The sequence below is a fragment of the Corallococcus llansteffanensis genome (assembly GCF_003612055.1).
In the GTDB taxonomy this organism is placed as follows: Bacteria; Myxococcota; Myxococcia; order Myxococcales; family Myxococcaceae; genus Corallococcus; species Corallococcus llansteffanensis.
On the sequence record NZ_RAWB01000196.1, the window covers coordinates 1 to 15760 of the forward strand.

Sequence of the window (15760 nt, forward strand, 5' to 3'; positions counted from 1 at the left end):
GTGCACACCCACTCGGGCAGGGACGAGGGCTCGCGCACCGCCCCTCGGGTGAGCACCAGCGCCGCCGCGCTCAAAAGCGCCATCCCCACGCCCACCCACCGCAGCAGCCGCCCGCGCGGGGACACCGCCCCCCACGAGCACACCGCGCCCGTCGACAACAGCATCGCCAGCATCGGCGCGCGGCCCATCACCGCCGAACCCGTGGTGCGCCCCAGGGCCACGAACACGGCCGTCGTCGCCACGGCCATCCCCGCGGCCGCCGCGAACAACCCCATGGCCTGCGGACGCCAGCGTCGCACCGGCCGCCCCAGGGCCAGCTCCGCGCGCGACGCCGCGAGCGCGCGCTCCAGGGCTCCCGGATCCAGCCGGGGAGGGGACGCCAACAGCGGATCGGAAGGCGCGGGCATCAGGCGTCCTCCCCGACCAGTCCACCGAGCAGCTCGCGCAGCTTCTCGTAGCCCCGGTGCGCGCGAAGCCGGGCCGCGCCCGCGCGGATGCCGCGCAGCTGGGCGATCTCCTCGAAGGACCAGCCCTCCAGCTTGCTCAACACCACCGCCTCGCGCTGCTCCAGGGGCAGCAGCTGGAGCGCGTCCTCGATGCGTTGGCGCAAGACGGGATCGCCTTCGGGCGCGGGCACCGACGTGGGGCCTTCCGGGGCCGCATGCGCATGCGAGTCCACGTGCTGCTGATGCCGAAGCGCATCCCGGGCCGCGTTCGCCGCGATGGTGAGCAGCCAGGGGGTGAAGCGGGTGCCCGGCTCGTAGCGGCCCCGGGCGCGGATGACGGAGAGGAATGTCGTCTGCAACAGGTCCTCCGCCAACGGTCCGTCCCTCACCATGCGCGCAAGGAAGCCCTGCACACGTCCAGCGTGTCGGGCGAACAGCGCCTCGAACGCCGAGTGATCTCCCTGACAGAACAGGTCCATGAGCGCTTCGTCCGTGACGCTCCCCATCGCCTGGTTCACGGACGGCCCTTCTCGGAATTCGTTTCCGGACGTGGACGGTTGAAGGTCTGGACGCTCCAAGGCCTTGAAACCACTGGTTCTCGGAACACGCCCGCCGGGGGGATCCTTTCCTGGAAGCGACCGGCTAGTGTCTCGCGCCTTTCCGGTCTCCTCGCGTTTCCCCACTTCGAGCGCACATGTCCCCGGCAGAGGTCGTCATCCAGTCCACGTTGTTCGAGTCGCTCATGCGCTGTGTCCGGATGGACGCGTCGCTGCGCGAGCGTCTGGCGGCGGCGGGCTACGACGTGGACAAGCCCCGGGCGTCCTATCCGGCGTCGGTGTTCCTGCGGTGCCAGAACCTGGTGCTCGCGTTCGCCTACGCGGGCCGGCCCCCCCAGGAGGCCCTGCGGCAGATGGGGCGCGACCTGGTGCGCGGCTACTTCGAGACGCTGGTGGGCAAGGTGGTCAACGTGGCCCTCCGGATCGCGGGCCCGGAGCGCGCGATGAAGCGGGTGGCGCTGAGCTTCCGCTCGGTGATGGAGCCGGTGGAGATCCACTCCGCGGAGCTGGCCCCGCAGGACTGGCGGGTGACGTTCCAGGGCTATCCATTCCCGGCGGAGGCGGCGGCGGGGTGCTGCGAGGAGGCCCTGCGCCAGGCCGGCGCCGCGAACCCCACGGTGGTGCTGGAGAGCGACACCGGACACGGCCGCTTCGAGCTGCGCATCCGTTGGTAGGACGTCCGTGTGCACGCGGTAACGGTGGGCATCATCCTTCCACCGAGGCATGGCTGAATGCGCTATGAGGGCCCCATGAAAATCGGCAAGGACAGTGTTGTCGCCATTGACTACAAGCTCCACCTCGGTGACGGCGTCATCGTGGACGAGAGCGAGGCGGGGGATCCGCTCGTCTACCTGCACGGCTACGAGGAGATCGTCCCCGGCCTGGAGAAGGCGCTGGAGGGCAAGTCCGCGGGCGAGTCGCTGAAGACGACCGTCTCCGCGGCGGACGGCTACGGGGACTACGACCCGGAAGGCGTGGAGGAGGTGCCGCGCACCGAGTTCCCCGAGGACCTGGAGATCAAGGCCGGCGGCATCCTGAGCGCCACGGATCCGGACGGGGACGAGGTCGACTTCCTCGTGAAGGAAGTGAAGAAGGACACCGTGCTGGTGGACTTCAACCACCCCTTCGCCGGCAAGACGCTGCACTTCGAGGTCAACATCAAGGAAGTGCGCGCGGCCACGCCCGAGGAGCTCGAGCACGGCCACGCGCACGGTCCGGACGACGACCACGATCACTGACGGTCGGGGCCCTTCGCACGGGCCTTGCCGTGGGAGCGGGCATGGCGCCCGGGCGTCGCTTCCGGGGCCCGGGTGGAGCGGCCATGGTCCGCCTGGCGCGGCCCCGGGTCGCGCTGCTTCGCCAGGAACGCCTCCATCTCCTTGCGGAAGAGGGGGTCCTTGCGCGGGACCTCCGTGAGGGGCAGCTCCTGGCGGGTGATGCTTTCGATATCGCGCAGGGTGCGGCGCTCCACCTCCAGCGCGAAGAGTGACGCCCGGCCACTGGCCTCCGCGCGAGCGGTGCGGCCAATCCGGTGCACGTAGTCCTCCGGCCCATGCGGGATGTCCAGGCTGATGACGTGGCCGATGTCGTCCACGTCCAGGCCGCGCGCGGCGAGGTCGGTGGCCACGAGGCAGCGGTACTGGCCCCGGCGGAAGCCCTCCAGGGCCTGACGCCGCTGGGCCTGCGTGCGGCCCGCGTGCAGCGCGGCGGACTTGTGGCCCGCGGCCGCGAGCAATTCCTTCATCTTGTCCGCGCGCGCCTGGGTGCGCACGAACACGAGCGCGCTCGCCTCATCCTGCGCGAGCAGCGTGAGCAGCAGCGGCCACTTCTCCTCGGGCTTCACGATGTACAGGTGCTGCTCCGCGCGAGGCGCGGGCGTCCCGCTGGGCGTCACCTCCACGCGCACGGGCTTGTTCAGCGCGCGCTGGCCGAAGCGCGCCACGTCCGCGCCGAGCGTCGCGGAGAACAGCAGCGTCTGGTGCTTACGCGGCAGCGCCTGGAGGATCTGGTTGATCTGCGGCAGGAAGCCCATGTCGAGCATCCGGTCCGCCTCGTCCAGCACCAGCGTGCGGATCTGCGACAGGTTCACGGCCTTGATGCCCAAGAGGTCCACCAGCCGGCCCGGGGTGGCCACGATGAGGGTGGGGCGCTCCTTCAGCTCCGCCACCTGCGCGTTCATGTCCTCGCCGCCGATGATGACCGCGGGCACGACGCGCCGGGGCTCGCCGAAGAAGCGGGCCTGCTCCGCCACCTGCTGCACCAGCTCGCGCGTGGGCGCGAGGATGAGGCCCAGCGTGCCGCGCTCCCCCGCGAAGCGTTCAATCATGGGGAGCAGGTAGGCGGCCGTCTTGCCGGTGCCGGTGGCGGCGCAGCCGATGACGTCGCGGCCGGACAGCGCGGGCGGGATGGCCTGCGCCTGGATGGGCGTGGGGGTACCGAAGCGGGCGCGCTTCACCGCACCCAGCGTTTCGGGGGACAGGCCGAGGGACTTGAAAGTGGCACTCATGCCCCCACGCCTGTCACGTCCGGGCCGGGAAGGGAAGGGGGACACGTACCCCGGGGCAGTCCCGGGGCACGGTCCAGGACGACGCTCAGCCCGCGTTCAGCGCCGCGCCGTGGTGGCGCAGGTGGTCCTCCATGAACGTGGAGACGAAGTAGTAGCCGTGGTCGTAGCCCTCCTGCATCCGCAGTGTGAGGGGCTGGCCCACCGCCTCGCACGCGTCCTGGAGGAAGGCCGGGTGGAGCTGATCCGCCAGGAACTTGTCCTTCGTGCCCTGGTCCACGAGCAGCGGAGGCAGGCGCCTCCCCGAGCGGAGCAGCTCCGTGGCGTCGTACTCGCGCCACGTGGACTCATCCGGGCCCAGGTAGCCGCCGAACGCCTTCTTGCCCCAGGGGCTGCGGATAGGGGCGCCAATGGGCGCGAACGCGGACACGGAGCGGTAGCGATTGGGATGGCGCAGCGCCGTCACGAGCGCGCCGTGCCCGCCCATGGAGTGGCCGAAGATGCCCTCGCGGTCCATGCGCGCGGGGAAGTGCGCGCCGAGGAGTCCGGGCAGCTCCTGGGTGACGTAGGTGCCCATGCGGTAGCGCGTGCTCCACGGGGCCTGCGTGGCATCCAGGTAGAAGCCCGCGCCGGTGCCGAAGTCCCAGTCCGCGTCCTCGCCCGGGATGCCCGCGCCGCGGGGGCTGGTGTCCGGCGCCACGAGCATCAGGCCCAGCTCCGCCGCCACGCGCTGCGCGCCGCCCTTGGTGGGGAAGGTCTCCTCGGTGCAGGTGAGGCCCGCCAGGTAGTACAGGACGGGCACCGGGCCGCGCTTCGCCTGGGGCGGGGTGAAGACGCTGAAGCGCATCTCGCCGCCGCAGGCCTCGGACGGGTGCTTCCAGAAGGACTGCGTCCCCCCGAAGCATGCGTGCTCACTGACGAGCGTGGGGACCGCGCTCATGCGTACTTCACCACGCTGCGGATGGACTCGCCTTTGTGCATCAGCTCGAAGCCGTGGTTGATGTCCTCCAGCTTGAGCGTGTGGGTGATGAGCGGGTCCACCTGGATCTTCCCGTCCATGTACCAGTCGACGATCTTCGGCACGTCGGTGCGGCCTCGCGCGCCGCCGAAGGCGCTGCCCTTCCACACGCGCCCGGTGACGAGCTGGAACGGCCGGGTGCTGATCTCCTGCCCCGCACCGGCCACGCCGATGATGATGCTCTCGCCCCAGCCGCGGTGGCAGCACTCGAGCGCCTGGCGCATCGTCTTCACGTTGCCGATGCACTCGAAGCTGTAGTCCGCGCCGCCGCCGGTGAGGTTGACGAGGTAGGGCACGAGGTCGCCCTCCACGTCCTTCGGGTTGACGAAGTGGGTGAGGCCGAACTTCTCCGCGATGTCCTTGCGCGCGGGGTTCAGGTCCACGCCGACGATCATGTCGGCGCCCACCATGCGCGCGGCCTGCACGACATTGAGGCCGATGCCGCCCAGGCCGAAGACGACGACCTTCGCGCCCGCCTCCACCTTCGCGGTGTAGACGACGGCGCCCACGCCGGTGGTGACGCCGCAGCCGATGTAGCAGACCTTGTCGAAGGGGGCGTCCTCGCGGATCTTCGCCACGGCGATCTCCGGCAGCACCGTGTAGTTCGCGAACGTGGAGCAGCCCATGTAGTGGTGGATGCTCTGTTTGCCCAGGCGGAAGCGGCTGGTGCCATCCGGCATCAGGCCCTTGCCCTGCGTGGCGCGGATGGCCGTGCACAGGTTCGTCTTCTGGGACAGGCACGACTTACAGCCGCGGCACTCGGGCGTGTAGAGGGGGATGACGTGGTCGCCCTTCTTCACGCTCGTCACGCCCGCGCCCACGTCCACCACGATGCCCGCGCCCTCGTGGCCGAAGATGGCGGGGAACAGCCCCTCCGGATCCGCGCCGGAGCGGGTGAACTCGTCGGTGTGGCACAGGCCGGTGGCCTTCAACTCGATGAGCACCTCGCCCGCCTTGGGGCCCTCCAGGTGCACGGTTTCGATGCTCAGGGGCTTGCCGGCCTCGAAGGCGACGGCGGCGCGGACGTCCATGGTGGGGCTCCAGGATCCAGGGTGGGGAACGAAGACCCCCCACTGTAGAAGCCACGCACTGGGTCGGCCGCGAAAAAGTGCGCTCCCCTGTCCGTCCGCTACACGGAGATGAGGCCCTTGCGGATGCCCTCGGTGACAGCCTCCACGCGGTTGGTCACCTCCAGCTTCCGGTAGATGTGCTCCAGGTGCGTGCGGATGGTGGCCTTGGACAAGGTGAGCAGGCGGGCGGCCTCGCTGTTGGACACACCCTTGGCGATGAGCTGGAGAATCTCGCGCTCCCGGTCCGACAGGGGCTTGAGCAGCGGCTCCTGGGCGGAGGCCTCCTCCTGCGCGGAGGTGCGCACGGGGGGCTCGGACGCGGACGGGGCCACCGGCAGGGGTTCCGTGGGCACGGGGGTGGTGTCCGGCTCCACGCGGAAGTGGCGCAGGAGGCGGCGCGCGAGGTTCGGCTGGATGACGGTGCCGCCCGCGCGGACCTCCTTGATGGCCTCGACGATCTTGTCCACCGTCGCGCCCTTGAGCAGGTACCCGGACGCGCCTGCCTTCACCGCCTCCAGGACTTTGTCCTCCTCGTCGAAGATGGTGAAGATCAGGATCTCCATCTTCGGATAGCGCGCCTTCACTTCACGGGTGACGTCGATGCCGCTCATCCGGGGCAGTCCCAGATCCAGCAGCAGCACGTCTGGCATCACGCGCGGCACCTCCTCCAGCGCGGCCTCGCCGGACAGCGCGGTGCCCACGATGTCGATGTCCGGGTGGCCCTCGAAGAGGCGCAGCTGGTTCTTCAGGATCTTGGTCTGGTCCTCCACGACGAAGACGCGGATGGGCTGGGGAGCGGCGAGCGGGGTCGGTTCCACGGGGCGGGCTCCGGTGCGTCAGGCAGAGAGACAGGGAAGGGAGAAGGCCACCTGGGCCCCGGCGCCGGGCGCCGAGTCCACCACGATGGAGCCACCGAGCTTCATGGCCCGCTCGCGCATGTTGAGCAGGCCGTAGTGGCCGCGCGGCGTGCGGCCCGGGTCGAAGCCCTTGCCGTTGTCGCGCACGACGAGATGCACGCCCTCGGCGCTGAAGTCCAGGCGCACCTGGACCTCCTTGGCCTCGGCGTGTTTCGCCGCGTTGGACAGGCACTCCTGGAGGATGCGGAACAGGGCCAGCTGCGCGTCCGGGGGCAGCTTGCGCGTCAGGCCCGTGCGCTCGAAGCGGATGTCCTGGCCGGTGCGGTCGCGGAACGTCTTCACGTAGTCCTCCAGCCCCTGCGCCAGCTCGAAGTCGTCGCGCATCATCCGCAGGTTGCGGCGCAGCTCCTCGATGGACTCTTCCGCGGTGGCCTTCATCTCGCGGATCTCCGTGCGCAGCCCGTCGTCCTCACGGGCCATGCTCAGGATGTACTCCGCCTGGATGATCATCGACGACAGCGACGCGCCCAGGCCGTCGTGGATCTCCCGCGCCAGCCGGTTGCGCTCCTCCACCACGGCCAATTCCTTCAAGTCGCCCTGCAGGGAGACCACCTCGCGGTGCGCGGTGGCCTCGCGCTCGTTCAGGTACACGAGCACGTAGACGATGATGAAGTTGAGGCCCAGGTACCAGAGCAGCGTGAGCAGCTCCACCGCCGTCACGGAGCGGTTGAGCAGCAGGTCCAACCGCGTGGTGATGGGCAGCGCCAAGAGCGGCGGCAGGATGGCCAGCGGCTTGGGGAAGAGGATGGCGAAGAGGGTGGTGAAGAGCAGCTGCGTCGCCAGCAGCGGGCTCTGCAGGCCGCCGCCCACCTGGGGCCGGGCGATGAGCACCACGGTGATGAGCAGGTCGAAGCAGAGCGTGAGGTACGTCACCCACCGGCCGGCCTTCGGGTGGTCGATGACGAGCAGGTTCGCGACGCTGTAGAGCAGCATCGCGAAGTAGCCCAGGAAGGAGATGGGCCCGTTGAAGCCGAAGTAGCCGCTCCACGCGGGCACCGCGAGGATGAGCAGGCCCAGCGTGAGGAACATCATCCGCGCGTAGAAGAGGGCGCGGGCCCGGGCGACGAAGCGGTCCTGCTCCCAGGAGGCCGCGGCCTGCTCCGCGGACACGTTGTCCGTGAGGTTGCGGCGCTCCAGCACGGCGCGGACGCGGGCGCGCAGGTCGTGGGCCGGGTGATCCTCGCCGTGTCTCAGCTCGCTGTCCATGCGCCCGGCAGCTTACGGGACCTTCGCCAGGGAGCGGAATTCCCTGGAGCCGCCAGGTTGTCTCCCCACCGGGCGAGGACGGGAGGGGGCGCTACTTGCCGGCGTCCTGGGTGAGGCAAGCCTTCTTCGCGTCGGGCTGCTGCTTGAAGACGAACTCCATCCGGTCCGTCGTCTCGCCGGTGCGCTCGTCGAACAGAGGCGTGCCGCCCGCGTACATGGTGCCCGCCTTGCTGCCATAGCGGTCGAAATGGTGGGACTTGAGCCAGCTGTCCACGCAGGACTCCAGGGCCAGCCGGTCGCTGGCGCTCGAGTCGTAGCTGGAGGCGGAAGGGCCCGGGTCGCCGGTGCCGGCCTCGGCGGTGGCCGTCGGGGTGGGGGACGGCGAGGCGTCCGCGCGGCCCGCCTGGAGCTCCTCCTGGACAGTGCCCGTCTGGGTGGCGGCGTCAGGGCTCTCGCCGGTGTTCTTGTGGCAGCCGACAGCCAGGGACAGCAGGGTGGAAAACACGAGCGCGCCGGTCAGGTTTTTCATATGTCCTGGCTGGTGAGGGCCGCTTGCGACGGCGGCGGTGGGAAGGCTTCGGGAACGTCCTGGAGTCAGGACGTGGAGTCGCCGCACCATATTCGTTCGATCCTCGCGGAGCACCAGTCCCATGCACGGCCACCCTGACACCGACCACCACGCGCGCATCCCCCACGCCACCCGCATCGAGCGCTCGCGGGTGCTGGTGGTGGGGGCTGGCGGCCTGGGCTGCCCGGCGTCGCTGGCGCTCGCGCAGGGCGGTGTGGGGCACCTGACGCTGGTGGATCCGGACCGGGTGGACGTGACGAACCTGCCCCGCCAGCTCTGGCATCGCACCGGGGACGTGGGCCGTTTCAAGGCCGAATCCGCCGCCGCCGGGCTGCTGCGCGCCTTTCCCGGCCTGAGCGTGGAGGCCCTCCCGGAGCGGCTGGACGCGGGCAACGCGGAGGCCCTCTTCCGCGCCCACGACCTGGTGGTGGATGCCACGGACGGGGTGGCCACCAAGTTTTTCCTTTCGGACGTGGCGGTGCTGACGGGCGTGCCGCTGGTGTACGGCGGCGTGCTGCGCATGCAGGGGCAGGCCCTGCGCATTGACCCGGGCGGGCCGTGCCTGCGCTGCCTGTACGAGGACGCGCCCGCGCCCGACGCGGTGCCCACGTGCGCGCAGGCGGGAGTGCTGGGCTCGATGGCGGGGCTCATCGGGGCGGTGCAGGCGCTGCTCGCGCTGGAGCTGCTGGCGGGCGCCGCGGGCAGGACGCGCGGCGAGGCCACGCTGCACGTCATCGACGGCGCGACGCTGGAGGGGCGCACGGTGAAGGTGACGCGCGCGCCGGACTGCCCGGGGTGCGGCATCCAGTCGCTGCCCCCGTTCCCTTCATCCCAGGAGGACACCGCATGCCCGACGTGACGGCGACGTTGGACATTACCCGCGAGGTCTGTCCGATGACCTACGTGCGCACCAAGCTCAAGCTGGAGTCGCTGCCGCCGGGCACACTGCTGGAGGTGCTGCTCAAGGGCGACGAGCCGCTGAAGAACGTGCCCCGGAGCGCGCGCGACGAGGGCCACGAAGTGGTTTCACTGGAACCGCGCGGCGATGGTACGCACCGCCTGTTGGTACGAAAGCAGGGAAGGTGACCATGACGACGATTCGCATCCCCACGCCCATGCGGACGCTGACGCGCAACCAGGCCGAGGTGCAGGCCAGCGGCGCCACCGTCGGGGAAGTGCTGAAGGATCTGGACGCGCGCTACCCCGGCATGGGTGCACGCCTCTTTGACGAGCGAGGCGCGGTGCGGCGGTACGTGAACATCTTCCTCAACGACGAGGACGTGCGAGCGCTCAAGTCGCTGGAGACGCCGGTGACGGACGCGGACCGGATCACCCTCATCCCGGCCATGGCGGGAGGCTGACGCGGCATGGCGCTGCGCGAGGATCAGATTCTCCGCTACTCCCGACAGATCCTCCTGCGGGACGTGGGCGGGCGCGGCCAGGAGGCCCTGCTGTCGGGCGGTGCGCGGGTGGACGGCCTGGGCGCCTCCGGCCTCACCGCGACGGCGTACCTCGCGGGGGGCGGCACGCCGGTGACGGGCGTGGGCACGCTGACGATGGGGCCCTGGTCGCCGGGCTTCCTCGCCTCGGCGCATGACGTGGGCCGGCCGGTGGTGGAGGTGCTGGCCCAGGTGGTCCCGGAGGTGAACCCGGACGCGGCGGGCACGCCCGGCGGCGGGCTGCTCGCGGAGCTGCCGGCCGCGTGGAGTGGTGAAGCGCCCTGGGTCGCGCTGGGCGGTGACGGTGCGCGCGGCGCGGTGGTGTTCCGGAGCGCGGACGGGTGCGTCTGGTGCTTCGGCGAAACGGTGCGCCACCTGGGGACGCCGCCGGACGGCGCCCTGGGCGTCGCGCTGGGCTCGCTGGGGGCGCTGGTGTTCCAGCGGCTGCGGCTCGGGATGGGCCCCTCGCTGGGCGGCCGGTGGCTGAGCGCGCCGGGGGCACTGGCGGAACTGGAGCCACGCCGGTGCTCGCGCTGCGCGGCGGCGGGCCCGAAGCCCTGAGCCGTGAAATCCCGCCGGAAGTCCTCGCCCGGGTGATGCGCCACCTGGAGGGCACATGGCCCCGGGAGGGCTGCGGCGTGATCCTCCAGGCAAGAGCAGGGGAGGAGGACCCGTGGCGCGTCCTCCCGCTGCCCAACGTCTCCCCCACGCCGCGCGTCGCCTATGCCTTCGCCCCCGAGGCATGGCTCCAGGTGTGCCGGGAGGCGGAAGCCCGCCAGGAAGCCGTCGTCTGCGTCTTCCACTCACATGTCGATACGGCCGCCGTGTTCTCCGCCGAGGACCGCCTGCAGGCCGCCCCGGAGGGCATCCCACTTCTGCCGGGCGTGTCGTATCTGGTGGTTGCGATCCAGGACGGTCGGGTGACCTCCGCCTCGACTTCCGAGTGGAAGCAAGGCGATTTTCAGACTGTTCCGATCCCAGCATCGGATTTCAGGTTTGAAAAAGCCTTGTAAGGGCAGGCATTTGCTCGCCTGGAGCCCCCACCTGCGGAAAGGTGGGTACGAATTGTCAAGTCACCGGGTTTTCGTCTATAAAGCGGCGGTCTAGTGGATCTGCCGCGTCCCACGCCGCCTGCAAAAAGCGCTCCGGACGCAGGGAGTTTGAACCCTTATGGCCCCCAACACTGGTTTTACCCTCTGGCTGACCGGCATGTCCGGGACCGGGAAGAGCACGACGGCGGCGTACATCGCGGCCCGCCTCCGGCAGGTCGGGCGCAACGTGGAGATCCTCGACGAGGGTGATCTCCAGAACGACCTGTGGGCTGGCATCGGCGACACCAAGGATGAGCGCAACACGGTGGTCCGCCGTCTGGGCTTCGTGGCGAACCTGCTCTCGCGCAACGGTGTGGCGGCGCTGGTTCCCTGCGTGAGCCCCTACAAGGCGAGCCGCGAGGAGGTGCGCCGCGCGGTGGGCAAGTACGTGGAGGTCTACGTCGACTGCCCCACGGAGAAGCTCATCGAGCGCGACACCACCGGTCGCTACAAGAAGGCGCTCAACGGCGAGATCCCGAACTTCATCGGCATCACGGAGCCGTATGAGCCGCCCACCTCGCCCGAGGTGACCATCTACTCCGACACGGAGTCGGTGGAAGAGGGCGCGGCGAAGATCTTCCAGGCCCTCCTGGACCTCGGCCTGATGTCCACGGACGAGCTCAAGACGATCACCGGCAAGAAGATGAAGGCCAACCCGCTGCCCAAGAAGGCCCGCCGCGACGAGGAGGAGGAGGACGCCCCGGTCCGCATCCACACCCCCAAGGCCGCCAAGTCCGCCGCCAAGGCCGCCCCCAAGGCGGACAAGGGTTCCAAGGGCGCCAAGGCGCGTCCGGCCACCCGCGCCGCCCGCGTGGGCAAGCCGGCTCCGGCCGCGAAGAAGTCCGCCAAGCGCAAGGCTCGGTAGTTCCATACCGTCGTTCTTCAAGCGAAGGGCTCCAGGTTGCGTGCGCGATGCGCGTGCAATCCGGGGCCCTTCTGTTTTAGGAGTTCCCCCATGCTGAGCCCCGAGCAGATCCAGGCATTGTGTGAAGCGTCCCGCCCCAAGCTGGAGGCGATGCGCGAAGCCCTGCGCGCGCACGGCAGCGCCCTGGTGGCGTTCTCCGGCGGCGTGGACTCCACCTTCGTCCTGAAGATCGCGGTGGAGGTGCTGGGCGAGCGCGCCCTGGCCCTCACCGCGCTGTCGGCCTCCGTCGCCCCGGAGGAGGAGCGCGAGGCCCGTGAATTGGCGGGGCGCCTGGGCGCACGGCACGTCGTCGTCTCCAGCAACGAGCTGGCGAACCCCAACTACGCCGCCAACCCCACCAACCGCTGCTACTTCTGCAAGACGGAGCTGTACGACCTCTGCGAGGCGAAGCGCGCGGAGTTGAACCTGTCCGTGGTGCTGGATGGCTTCAACGCGGACGACTTCAAGGATCACCGCCCCGGCCACAAGGCCGCGAAGGAGCACCGGGTGGAGTCGCCCCTGGCGCAGGCCGGGCTCACCAAGGATGAGATCCGCGCGTGGAGCCGCGCCCTGGGGCTGCCCACCTGGGACAAGCCCCAGATGGCGTGCCTGGCGTCGCGCATCCCCTACGGCACGTCGGTGACGCGCGACCGGCTCCTGCAGATCGCCGCCGCGGAGTCGGAGCTGCGCACCCTGGGCTTCCGGCAGTTCCGCGTGCGCTACCACCAGGACGTGGCGCGCATCGAGCTGGCCGGCGAGGAGTACCCGCGCTTCTTCGACGCCGCCGTGCGCGACCGGATCAACGGCGCCTTCAAGTCGCTGGGCTTCAAGTTCGTCGCGCTGGACCTGGAGCCCTTCCGCTCCGGCCGGCTCAATGAGGCCGCCGGCATCGGGCCCGCGGCAGGGCAGGGACGCGCCGAGGGCTTCCCGCTCCCGGTGGTGGGGTGAAGGGCCTCCTCCCGGCCCTGCTGCTCTGCCCCGTCGCGCCCGCCGTCGCCGCTGAATACGTGGACGACGGCCCGTATGCGCACCGGCGCTCGCTGATCCTCAGCGCGGGGCCGGGGGCCACCTACACGGAACGGATCAGCGGTGACTCCGCGGTGTCCGGCCTCGCCGCGCAGCTGGACCTGGGCGTGGGCCTCACCGTCGGCTACGACCGGGACGAGGTCTTTCTCCTCGTGCGCGGCAGCACCGGCGCCCCCGGCGAGGAGCTGGCGCTGATCGGCGGCTACCGCAGCGTCTTCGGATCCGAGTCCTGGCAGACCTTCTTCGAACTCGGCGCGTCCGTGCGTCCGATTTCTGGGCCGTGGCTGGGGCCTCGCATAGGGTTCGGCGCCAGACACACCCTCTCGGATCATTTCGCGCTGTACGGCGGGCTCGGATTCACCTTCGGGTTCGGCTCCGGACTGCGCGCGGACACCGAGCTCTTCACCGGGTTGCAGTGGATCATCCCGGTAGGCTCGGCTTCGTGAGTTTTTCTTGCGGAGGTCCGACTCTGTGAGATGGTGTGCGCATCTGTAGGAGGTTGCGCACTTGGACATGAATCCCCGCCTCACCTCGGTCGTGTTTCGTCTCAACCGCGAGAAGCTCGATGCCCTGAAGGAGCTGTCGCGCACCACGCGCATCCGTCAGAGCGAATACCTCCGGGAGGCCATCTCGGATCTGCTGGCGAAGTACGAAGCGCGCTTCGTGGACTGAAGCGCCGCCTGCCTCAGCCCGGCGCTGCTTCCATGAAGGGAGCCGAGTCGGGAAGACCGGGCGGGTGGAGGCGCTCGCCGGACCCGAAGGGGTCCACCGCGGCAGGATAGCGGACCTCCCACAGCACGAGTCCATGGGCCGGGGCCTTGAAGCCCGCCAGGGACGTGCCCGAATCCAACGCCGCGTGCCACTGCTCCTCGGACAGGAGCCCCGCGGCCACCTTCAGCGCGCTGCCCACCAGGTACCTCACCTGGTAGCGCGCGAAGCCATCCCCCTCCAGCCGTGCCTCGTAGAGCCCTCCGCCCAGCTCCCGCAGGGTGGCGGACGAAAGCGTGCGCGCCTTCTGGGGACTGGAGCGCTCGTGGAACGCGGTGAAGTCCCGCGTGCCCGCGGCCCGGGCGAGCAGCGCCTCCAGCCGCTCCGGCGTCACCGCGCGCCCCGGCTGCAGCCCCCCTTCCGCCGCCACGTCCAGCGCGTACGGCCGCCACGCCTCCGACGGTGGCGCGCCCAGCGTCAGCCGGTACCGGTACTCCTTGCCGCTCGCGCTCCACTGCGCATGGAAGGATCCCGGCGGCCGCTTCGCGACGCACAGGCCCACGTCCGGGGGGAGGAACGGCGCCAGCTTTTGGGGCAGCGCTTCCGGCGGGACGTCCTCGGTCAGCCGCAGGCTGATGACCTGCATCCGGGCGTGGACGCCCCGGTCCGTGCGGCCCGACGGCATCACGGTCGCAGGGGACCCCGCCTGCTCGAGGGCGTCCTCCAGGGCGTCCTGGACGGTCGGCCCCTCCACCTGGCGCTGGAAGCCGCGGAAGTTTCCACCGCGGTACCAAGTCCACAGTACGGCGGGAATTCGTTTGGAAGGAGACTTTGCCACGGCGTTGCGATGGCGCGGGGAGACACACGATACTCGCGCGCGAATGCTGGCCGGACAACTAGATCTCGCGGTGGACAGTGATGGGCAGTGGCTTTTCCGTCAGGGCGACCTGGTGCTGGGGCCCATCACCGCATCCCAGGTGGTGGAGAAGCTCTACACAGGGGACCTGACCCCGGACAGCCCGGTAGCGCCCGCGGGGGAGCGGGACTTCCGGACGCTGCGGGACACCGCCGCCTTCCAGGTGCACATCGCGCGCTTCGAGGCGCAGGGCCGCGTCGCGGCGACGATGCTCGCCGAGCAGGCGAAGAACCAGCGCCGCATGAAGGTGCTGGGCGGGGTCGCCGCGGGCGTGGCGCTGCTGCTGGGCGTCGCGGGCTGGTACATCGCGCGCAACGCGGCCGTGTACGGCTGGTTCGGCCAGGAGGAGGAGGGCGACGGCATCACCATGGACCCGCCCACCATCCGGCTCGCCCAGTCCCGAGCGGGGGACGAGGACCTCTTCGCGTACCCGTCTAACGACCCGCGCCGCCCGGATCGCGCTCCTGGCACCGGCACGGCCGGGAAGCCGGCGGGCACCGCGGTGGCCAGCGCCACCAGCCGGCCGGCGCGCACGGGCAGCGTCTCCACGGACCCCGACGGCCTGGAGATGGCCCAGCAGTTCGACCAGGGCGCCATCAACCGCATCGTGGCCGGCAACCGGGCCACGCTCTTCCGCTGCTTCAAGGAAGAGGCCGAGCGCACGCCGGGCCTGGCCGCGAAGATCCCGATGGAGTTCGTCATCGGCAACGACGGCCGCGTGGCCAAGCTCTGGGTGGACAACCCCCAGTTCAAGCAGGGCGCACTCTACGACTGCCTCTTCACGGAGCTGAAGAAGTGGCCCTTCAAGTCCTACGACGGCGAGCGCGCGACCGTCGGCCTTTCGTTCAATATCGGCAAGCGGGGGTAGGGCGACTTTCTTGCCCACCTCCCGGACGTGCCCGATAGAAAGGGCATGTCCGCCGCATCCGTCGCCGAAGTCGAGATCGCCAAGAAGGCCCTGAGCGTTCCCCCGGGAACGTTCCGCCACACCGTCCTGCTGGCCGCCAAGCGCTTCAAGTCCACCTGGGCGGAGCTGGGCAAGCTGCTCGTCCAGGTCCGGGACGAAGCCAAGTACGAGGAGTGGGGCCACGCCACCTTCGAGGCCTACTGCCTCAAGGAACTCCACATCAAGAAGCAGACGGCGCTGAAGCTCACGCGCTCGTTCAGCTTCCTGGCCAAGCACGAGGCCCCGGAGGAACTGGAGCAGCACGAGTTCCCGGAGAAGGCCCCGGCCTTCGAAGTGGTGGAAGTCCTGGCCGACGCCGAGGAGCGGGGGCAGCTGTCACCCACCGAGTACAAGTCCCTGCGCGACAGCATCTGGAGCCCGGAGAAGTCGCCCACGGAGCTGAAGAAGGAGTTCACCGAGCGCTTCCCCCGGCCCCCCCCGGAGC

At 70.2% G+C, this 15760-nt stretch carries 21 protein-coding genes and 1 pseudogene; 13 read left to right on the plus strand and 9 right to left on the minus strand.

Translation table 11 applies throughout. From position 1 onward, the window contains the following. Together D7V93_RS19360 and D7V93_RS19365 are read right to left on the minus strand one after the other, a co-directional pair. Positions 1–407, minus strand: a pseudogene (locus D7V93_RS19360) (DUF1109 domain-containing protein); the annotation flags it as partial. Beyond that, complete coding sequence (locus D7V93_RS19365; protein ID WP_120644847.1) at positions 407–952, minus strand: RNA polymerase sigma factor; 546 nt, start codon at positions 950–952, stop codon at positions 407–409. The gene D7V93_RS19365 and the pseudogene D7V93_RS19360, both read right to left, overlap by 1 nt. 188 nt (positions 953–1140) lie before the next feature. Between D7V93_RS19365 and D7V93_RS19370 the strand changes: the two genes are divergently transcribed. After that, positions 1141–1677, plus strand: a complete 537-nt coding sequence (locus tag D7V93_RS19370) for a DUF2378 family protein (RefSeq protein WP_120644828.1) — start codon at positions 1141–1143, stop codon at positions 1675–1677. A 75-nt stretch (positions 1678–1752) separates the two neighbouring features. Next, the gene (locus tag D7V93_RS19375) at positions 1753–2241 is read left to right on the plus strand and encodes an FKBP-type peptidyl-prolyl cis-trans isomerase (RefSeq protein WP_120644829.1); all 489 of its coding nucleotides are present in this window, start codon (positions 1753–1755) and stop codon (positions 2239–2241) included. Here the strand turns inward: D7V93_RS19375 and D7V93_RS19380 are convergent. The 6 genes from D7V93_RS19380 to D7V93_RS19405 form a co-directional block, all read right to left on the minus strand. After that, complete coding sequence (locus D7V93_RS19380) at positions 2235–3509, minus strand: DEAD/DEAH box helicase (RefSeq protein ID WP_120644830.1); 1275 nt, start codon at positions 3507–3509, stop codon at positions 2235–2237. The two genes, D7V93_RS19375 and D7V93_RS19380, sit on opposite strands and share 7 nt — an antisense overlap. Before the next feature lie 85 nt (positions 3510–3594). Next, a complete protein-coding gene (gene fghA / locus D7V93_RS19385; RefSeq protein ID WP_120644831.1) occupies positions 3595–4446 on the minus strand; it encodes an S-formylglutathione hydrolase in 852 nt (283 codons plus the stop codon). After that, entirely contained in the window at positions 4443–5555 is a 1113-nt protein-coding gene (locus D7V93_RS19390; protein ID WP_120644832.1) for an S-(hydroxymethyl)glutathione dehydrogenase/class III alcohol dehydrogenase, read from the minus strand. Before D7V93_RS19390 ends, fghA begins: the two co-directional genes overlap by 4 nt. A gap of 98 nt (positions 5556–5653) precedes the next feature. Further along, positions 5654–6412: a response regulator gene (locus D7V93_RS19395; protein ID WP_120644833.1), complete on the minus strand. Its 759-nt coding sequence runs from the start codon at positions 6410–6412 to the stop codon at positions 5654–5656. Positions 6413–6430: 18 nt separating this feature from the next. Next, entirely contained in the window at positions 6431–7717 is a 1287-nt protein-coding gene (locus tag D7V93_RS19400) for a sensor histidine kinase (protein ID WP_120644834.1), read from the minus strand. A gap of 91 nt (positions 7718–7808) precedes the next feature. After that, a complete protein-coding gene (locus tag D7V93_RS19405; protein ID WP_120644835.1) occupies positions 7809–8246 on the minus strand; it encodes a hypothetical protein in 438 nt (145 codons plus the stop codon). 121 nt (positions 8247–8367) lie between these two features. On the opposite strand from D7V93_RS19405, the gene D7V93_RS19410 reads away from it, so the two are divergent. The 9 genes from D7V93_RS19410 (at position 8368) to D7V93_RS19450 (ending at position 13417) form a co-directional block, all read left to right on the plus strand. Continuing rightward, positions 8368–9144 carry a HesA/MoeB/ThiF family protein gene (locus D7V93_RS19410; protein WP_120644836.1) on the plus strand — a complete coding sequence of 259 codons (777 nt, stop codon included), beginning with the start codon at positions 8368–8370 and terminating at the stop codon, positions 9142–9144. Next, positions 9132–9371: a sulfurtransferase TusA family protein gene (locus tag D7V93_RS19415; protein WP_120644837.1), complete on the plus strand. Its 240-nt coding sequence runs from the start codon at positions 9132–9134 to the stop codon at positions 9369–9371. Before D7V93_RS19410 ends, D7V93_RS19415 begins: the two co-directional genes overlap by 13 nt. Before the next feature lie 2 nt (positions 9372–9373). Then, a complete protein-coding gene (locus tag D7V93_RS19420) occupies positions 9374–9646 on the plus strand; it encodes a MoaD/ThiS family protein (protein WP_120644838.1) in 273 nt (90 codons plus the stop codon). A 6-nt stretch (positions 9647–9652) separates the two neighbouring features. Further along, on the plus strand, positions 9653–10285 hold the full coding sequence (locus tag D7V93_RS19425) for a HesA/MoeB/ThiF family protein (protein WP_120644839.1): 633 nt from the start codon (positions 9653–9655) through the stop codon (positions 10283–10285). After that, the gene (locus tag D7V93_RS19430; protein ID WP_120644840.1) at positions 10249–10737 is read left to right on the plus strand and encodes a M67 family metallopeptidase; all 489 of its coding nucleotides are present in this window, start codon (positions 10249–10251) and stop codon (positions 10735–10737) included. Before D7V93_RS19425 ends, D7V93_RS19430 begins: the two co-directional genes overlap by 37 nt. A 157-nt stretch (positions 10738–10894) precedes the next feature. After that, positions 10895–11680, plus strand: coding sequence for an adenylyl-sulfate kinase (cysC, locus tag D7V93_RS19435; RefSeq protein ID WP_120644841.1), 786 nt, complete (start codon positions 10895–10897; stop codon positions 11678–11680). Between the two features lie 90 nt (positions 11681–11770). Further along, positions 11771–12667, plus strand: a complete 897-nt coding sequence (gene larE / locus D7V93_RS19440) for an ATP-dependent sacrificial sulfur transferase LarE (RefSeq protein WP_120644842.1) — start codon at positions 11771–11773, stop codon at positions 12665–12667. Continuing rightward, on the plus strand, positions 12664–13191 hold the full coding sequence (locus D7V93_RS19445) for a hypothetical protein (RefSeq protein WP_120644843.1): 528 nt from the start codon (positions 12664–12666) through the stop codon (positions 13189–13191). Before larE ends, D7V93_RS19445 begins: the two co-directional genes overlap by 4 nt. Before the next feature lie 61 nt (positions 13192–13252). Next, a complete protein-coding gene (locus D7V93_RS19450) occupies positions 13253–13417 on the plus strand; it encodes a ribbon-helix-helix domain-containing protein (RefSeq protein ID WP_014396701.1) in 165 nt (54 codons plus the stop codon). A 13-nt stretch (positions 13418–13430) separates the two neighbouring features. On the opposite strand, the gene D7V93_RS19455 is transcribed toward D7V93_RS19450, so the two are convergent. After that, the gene (locus D7V93_RS19455) at positions 13431–14291 is read right to left on the minus strand and encodes a tRNA pseudouridine synthase A (RefSeq protein WP_120644844.1); all 861 of its coding nucleotides are present in this window, start codon (positions 14289–14291) and stop codon (positions 13431–13433) included. Between the two features lie 43 nt (positions 14292–14334). On the opposite strand from D7V93_RS19455, the gene D7V93_RS19460 reads away from it, so the two are divergent. Both D7V93_RS19460 and D7V93_RS19465 read left to right on the plus strand, forming a co-directional pair. Continuing rightward, a complete protein-coding gene (locus D7V93_RS19460; protein WP_120644845.1) occupies positions 14335–15237 on the plus strand; it encodes an AgmX/PglI C-terminal domain-containing protein in 903 nt (300 codons plus the stop codon). Between the two features lie 45 nt (positions 15238–15282). After that, positions 15283–15760: hypothetical protein (locus tag D7V93_RS19465; protein ID WP_120644846.1), on the plus strand; the 478-nt coding region annotated here is incomplete at its 3' end.

Coding starts and splice junctions, on each gene's coding strand:
- D7V93_RS19365 (WP_120644847.1), bottom strand. CDS start 952: ATGGGGAGCGTCACGGACGAAGCGCTCATGGACCTGTTCTGTCAGGGA.
- D7V93_RS19370 (WP_120644828.1), top strand. CDS start 1,141: ATGTCCCCGGCAGAGGTCGTCATCCAGTCCACGTTGTTCGAGTCGCTC.
- D7V93_RS19375 (WP_120644829.1), top strand. CDS start 1,753: ATGAAAATCGGCAAGGACAGTGTTGTCGCCATTGACTACAAGCTCCAC.
- D7V93_RS19380 (WP_120644830.1), bottom strand. CDS start 3,509: ATGAGTGCCACTTTCAAGTCCCTCGGCCTGTCCCCCGAAACGCTGGGT.
- fghA (WP_120644831.1), bottom strand. CDS start 4,446: ATGAGCGCGGTCCCCACGCTCGTCAGTGAGCACGCATGCTTCGGGGGG.
- D7V93_RS19390 (WP_120644832.1), bottom strand. CDS start 5,555: ATGGACGTCCGCGCCGCCGTCGCCTTCGAGGCCGGCAAGCCCCTGAGC.
- D7V93_RS19400 (WP_120644834.1), bottom strand. CDS start 7,717: ATGGACAGCGAGCTGAGACACGGCGAGGATCACCCGGCCCACGACCTG.
- D7V93_RS19405 (WP_120644835.1), bottom strand. CDS start 8,246: ATGAAAAACCTGACCGGCGCGCTCGTGTTTTCCACCCTGCTGTCCCTG.
- D7V93_RS19410 (WP_120644836.1), top strand. CDS start 8,368: ATGCACGGCCACCCTGACACCGACCACCACGCGCGCATCCCCCACGCC.
- D7V93_RS19415 (WP_120644837.1), top strand. CDS start 9,132: ATGCCCGACGTGACGGCGACGTTGGACATTACCCGCGAGGTCTGTCCG.
- D7V93_RS19420 (WP_120644838.1), top strand. CDS start 9,374: ATGACGACGATTCGCATCCCCACGCCCATGCGGACGCTGACGCGCAAC.
- D7V93_RS19425 (WP_120644839.1), top strand. CDS start 9,653: ATGGCGCTGCGCGAGGATCAGATTCTCCGCTACTCCCGACAGATCCTC.
- cysC (WP_120644841.1), top strand. CDS start 10,895: ATGGCCCCCAACACTGGTTTTACCCTCTGGCTGACCGGCATGTCCGGG.
- larE (WP_120644842.1), top strand. CDS start 11,771: ATGCTGAGCCCCGAGCAGATCCAGGCATTGTGTGAAGCGTCCCGCCCC.
- D7V93_RS19460 (WP_120644845.1), top strand. CDS start 14,335: ATGCTGGCCGGACAACTAGATCTCGCGGTGGACAGTGATGGGCAGTGG.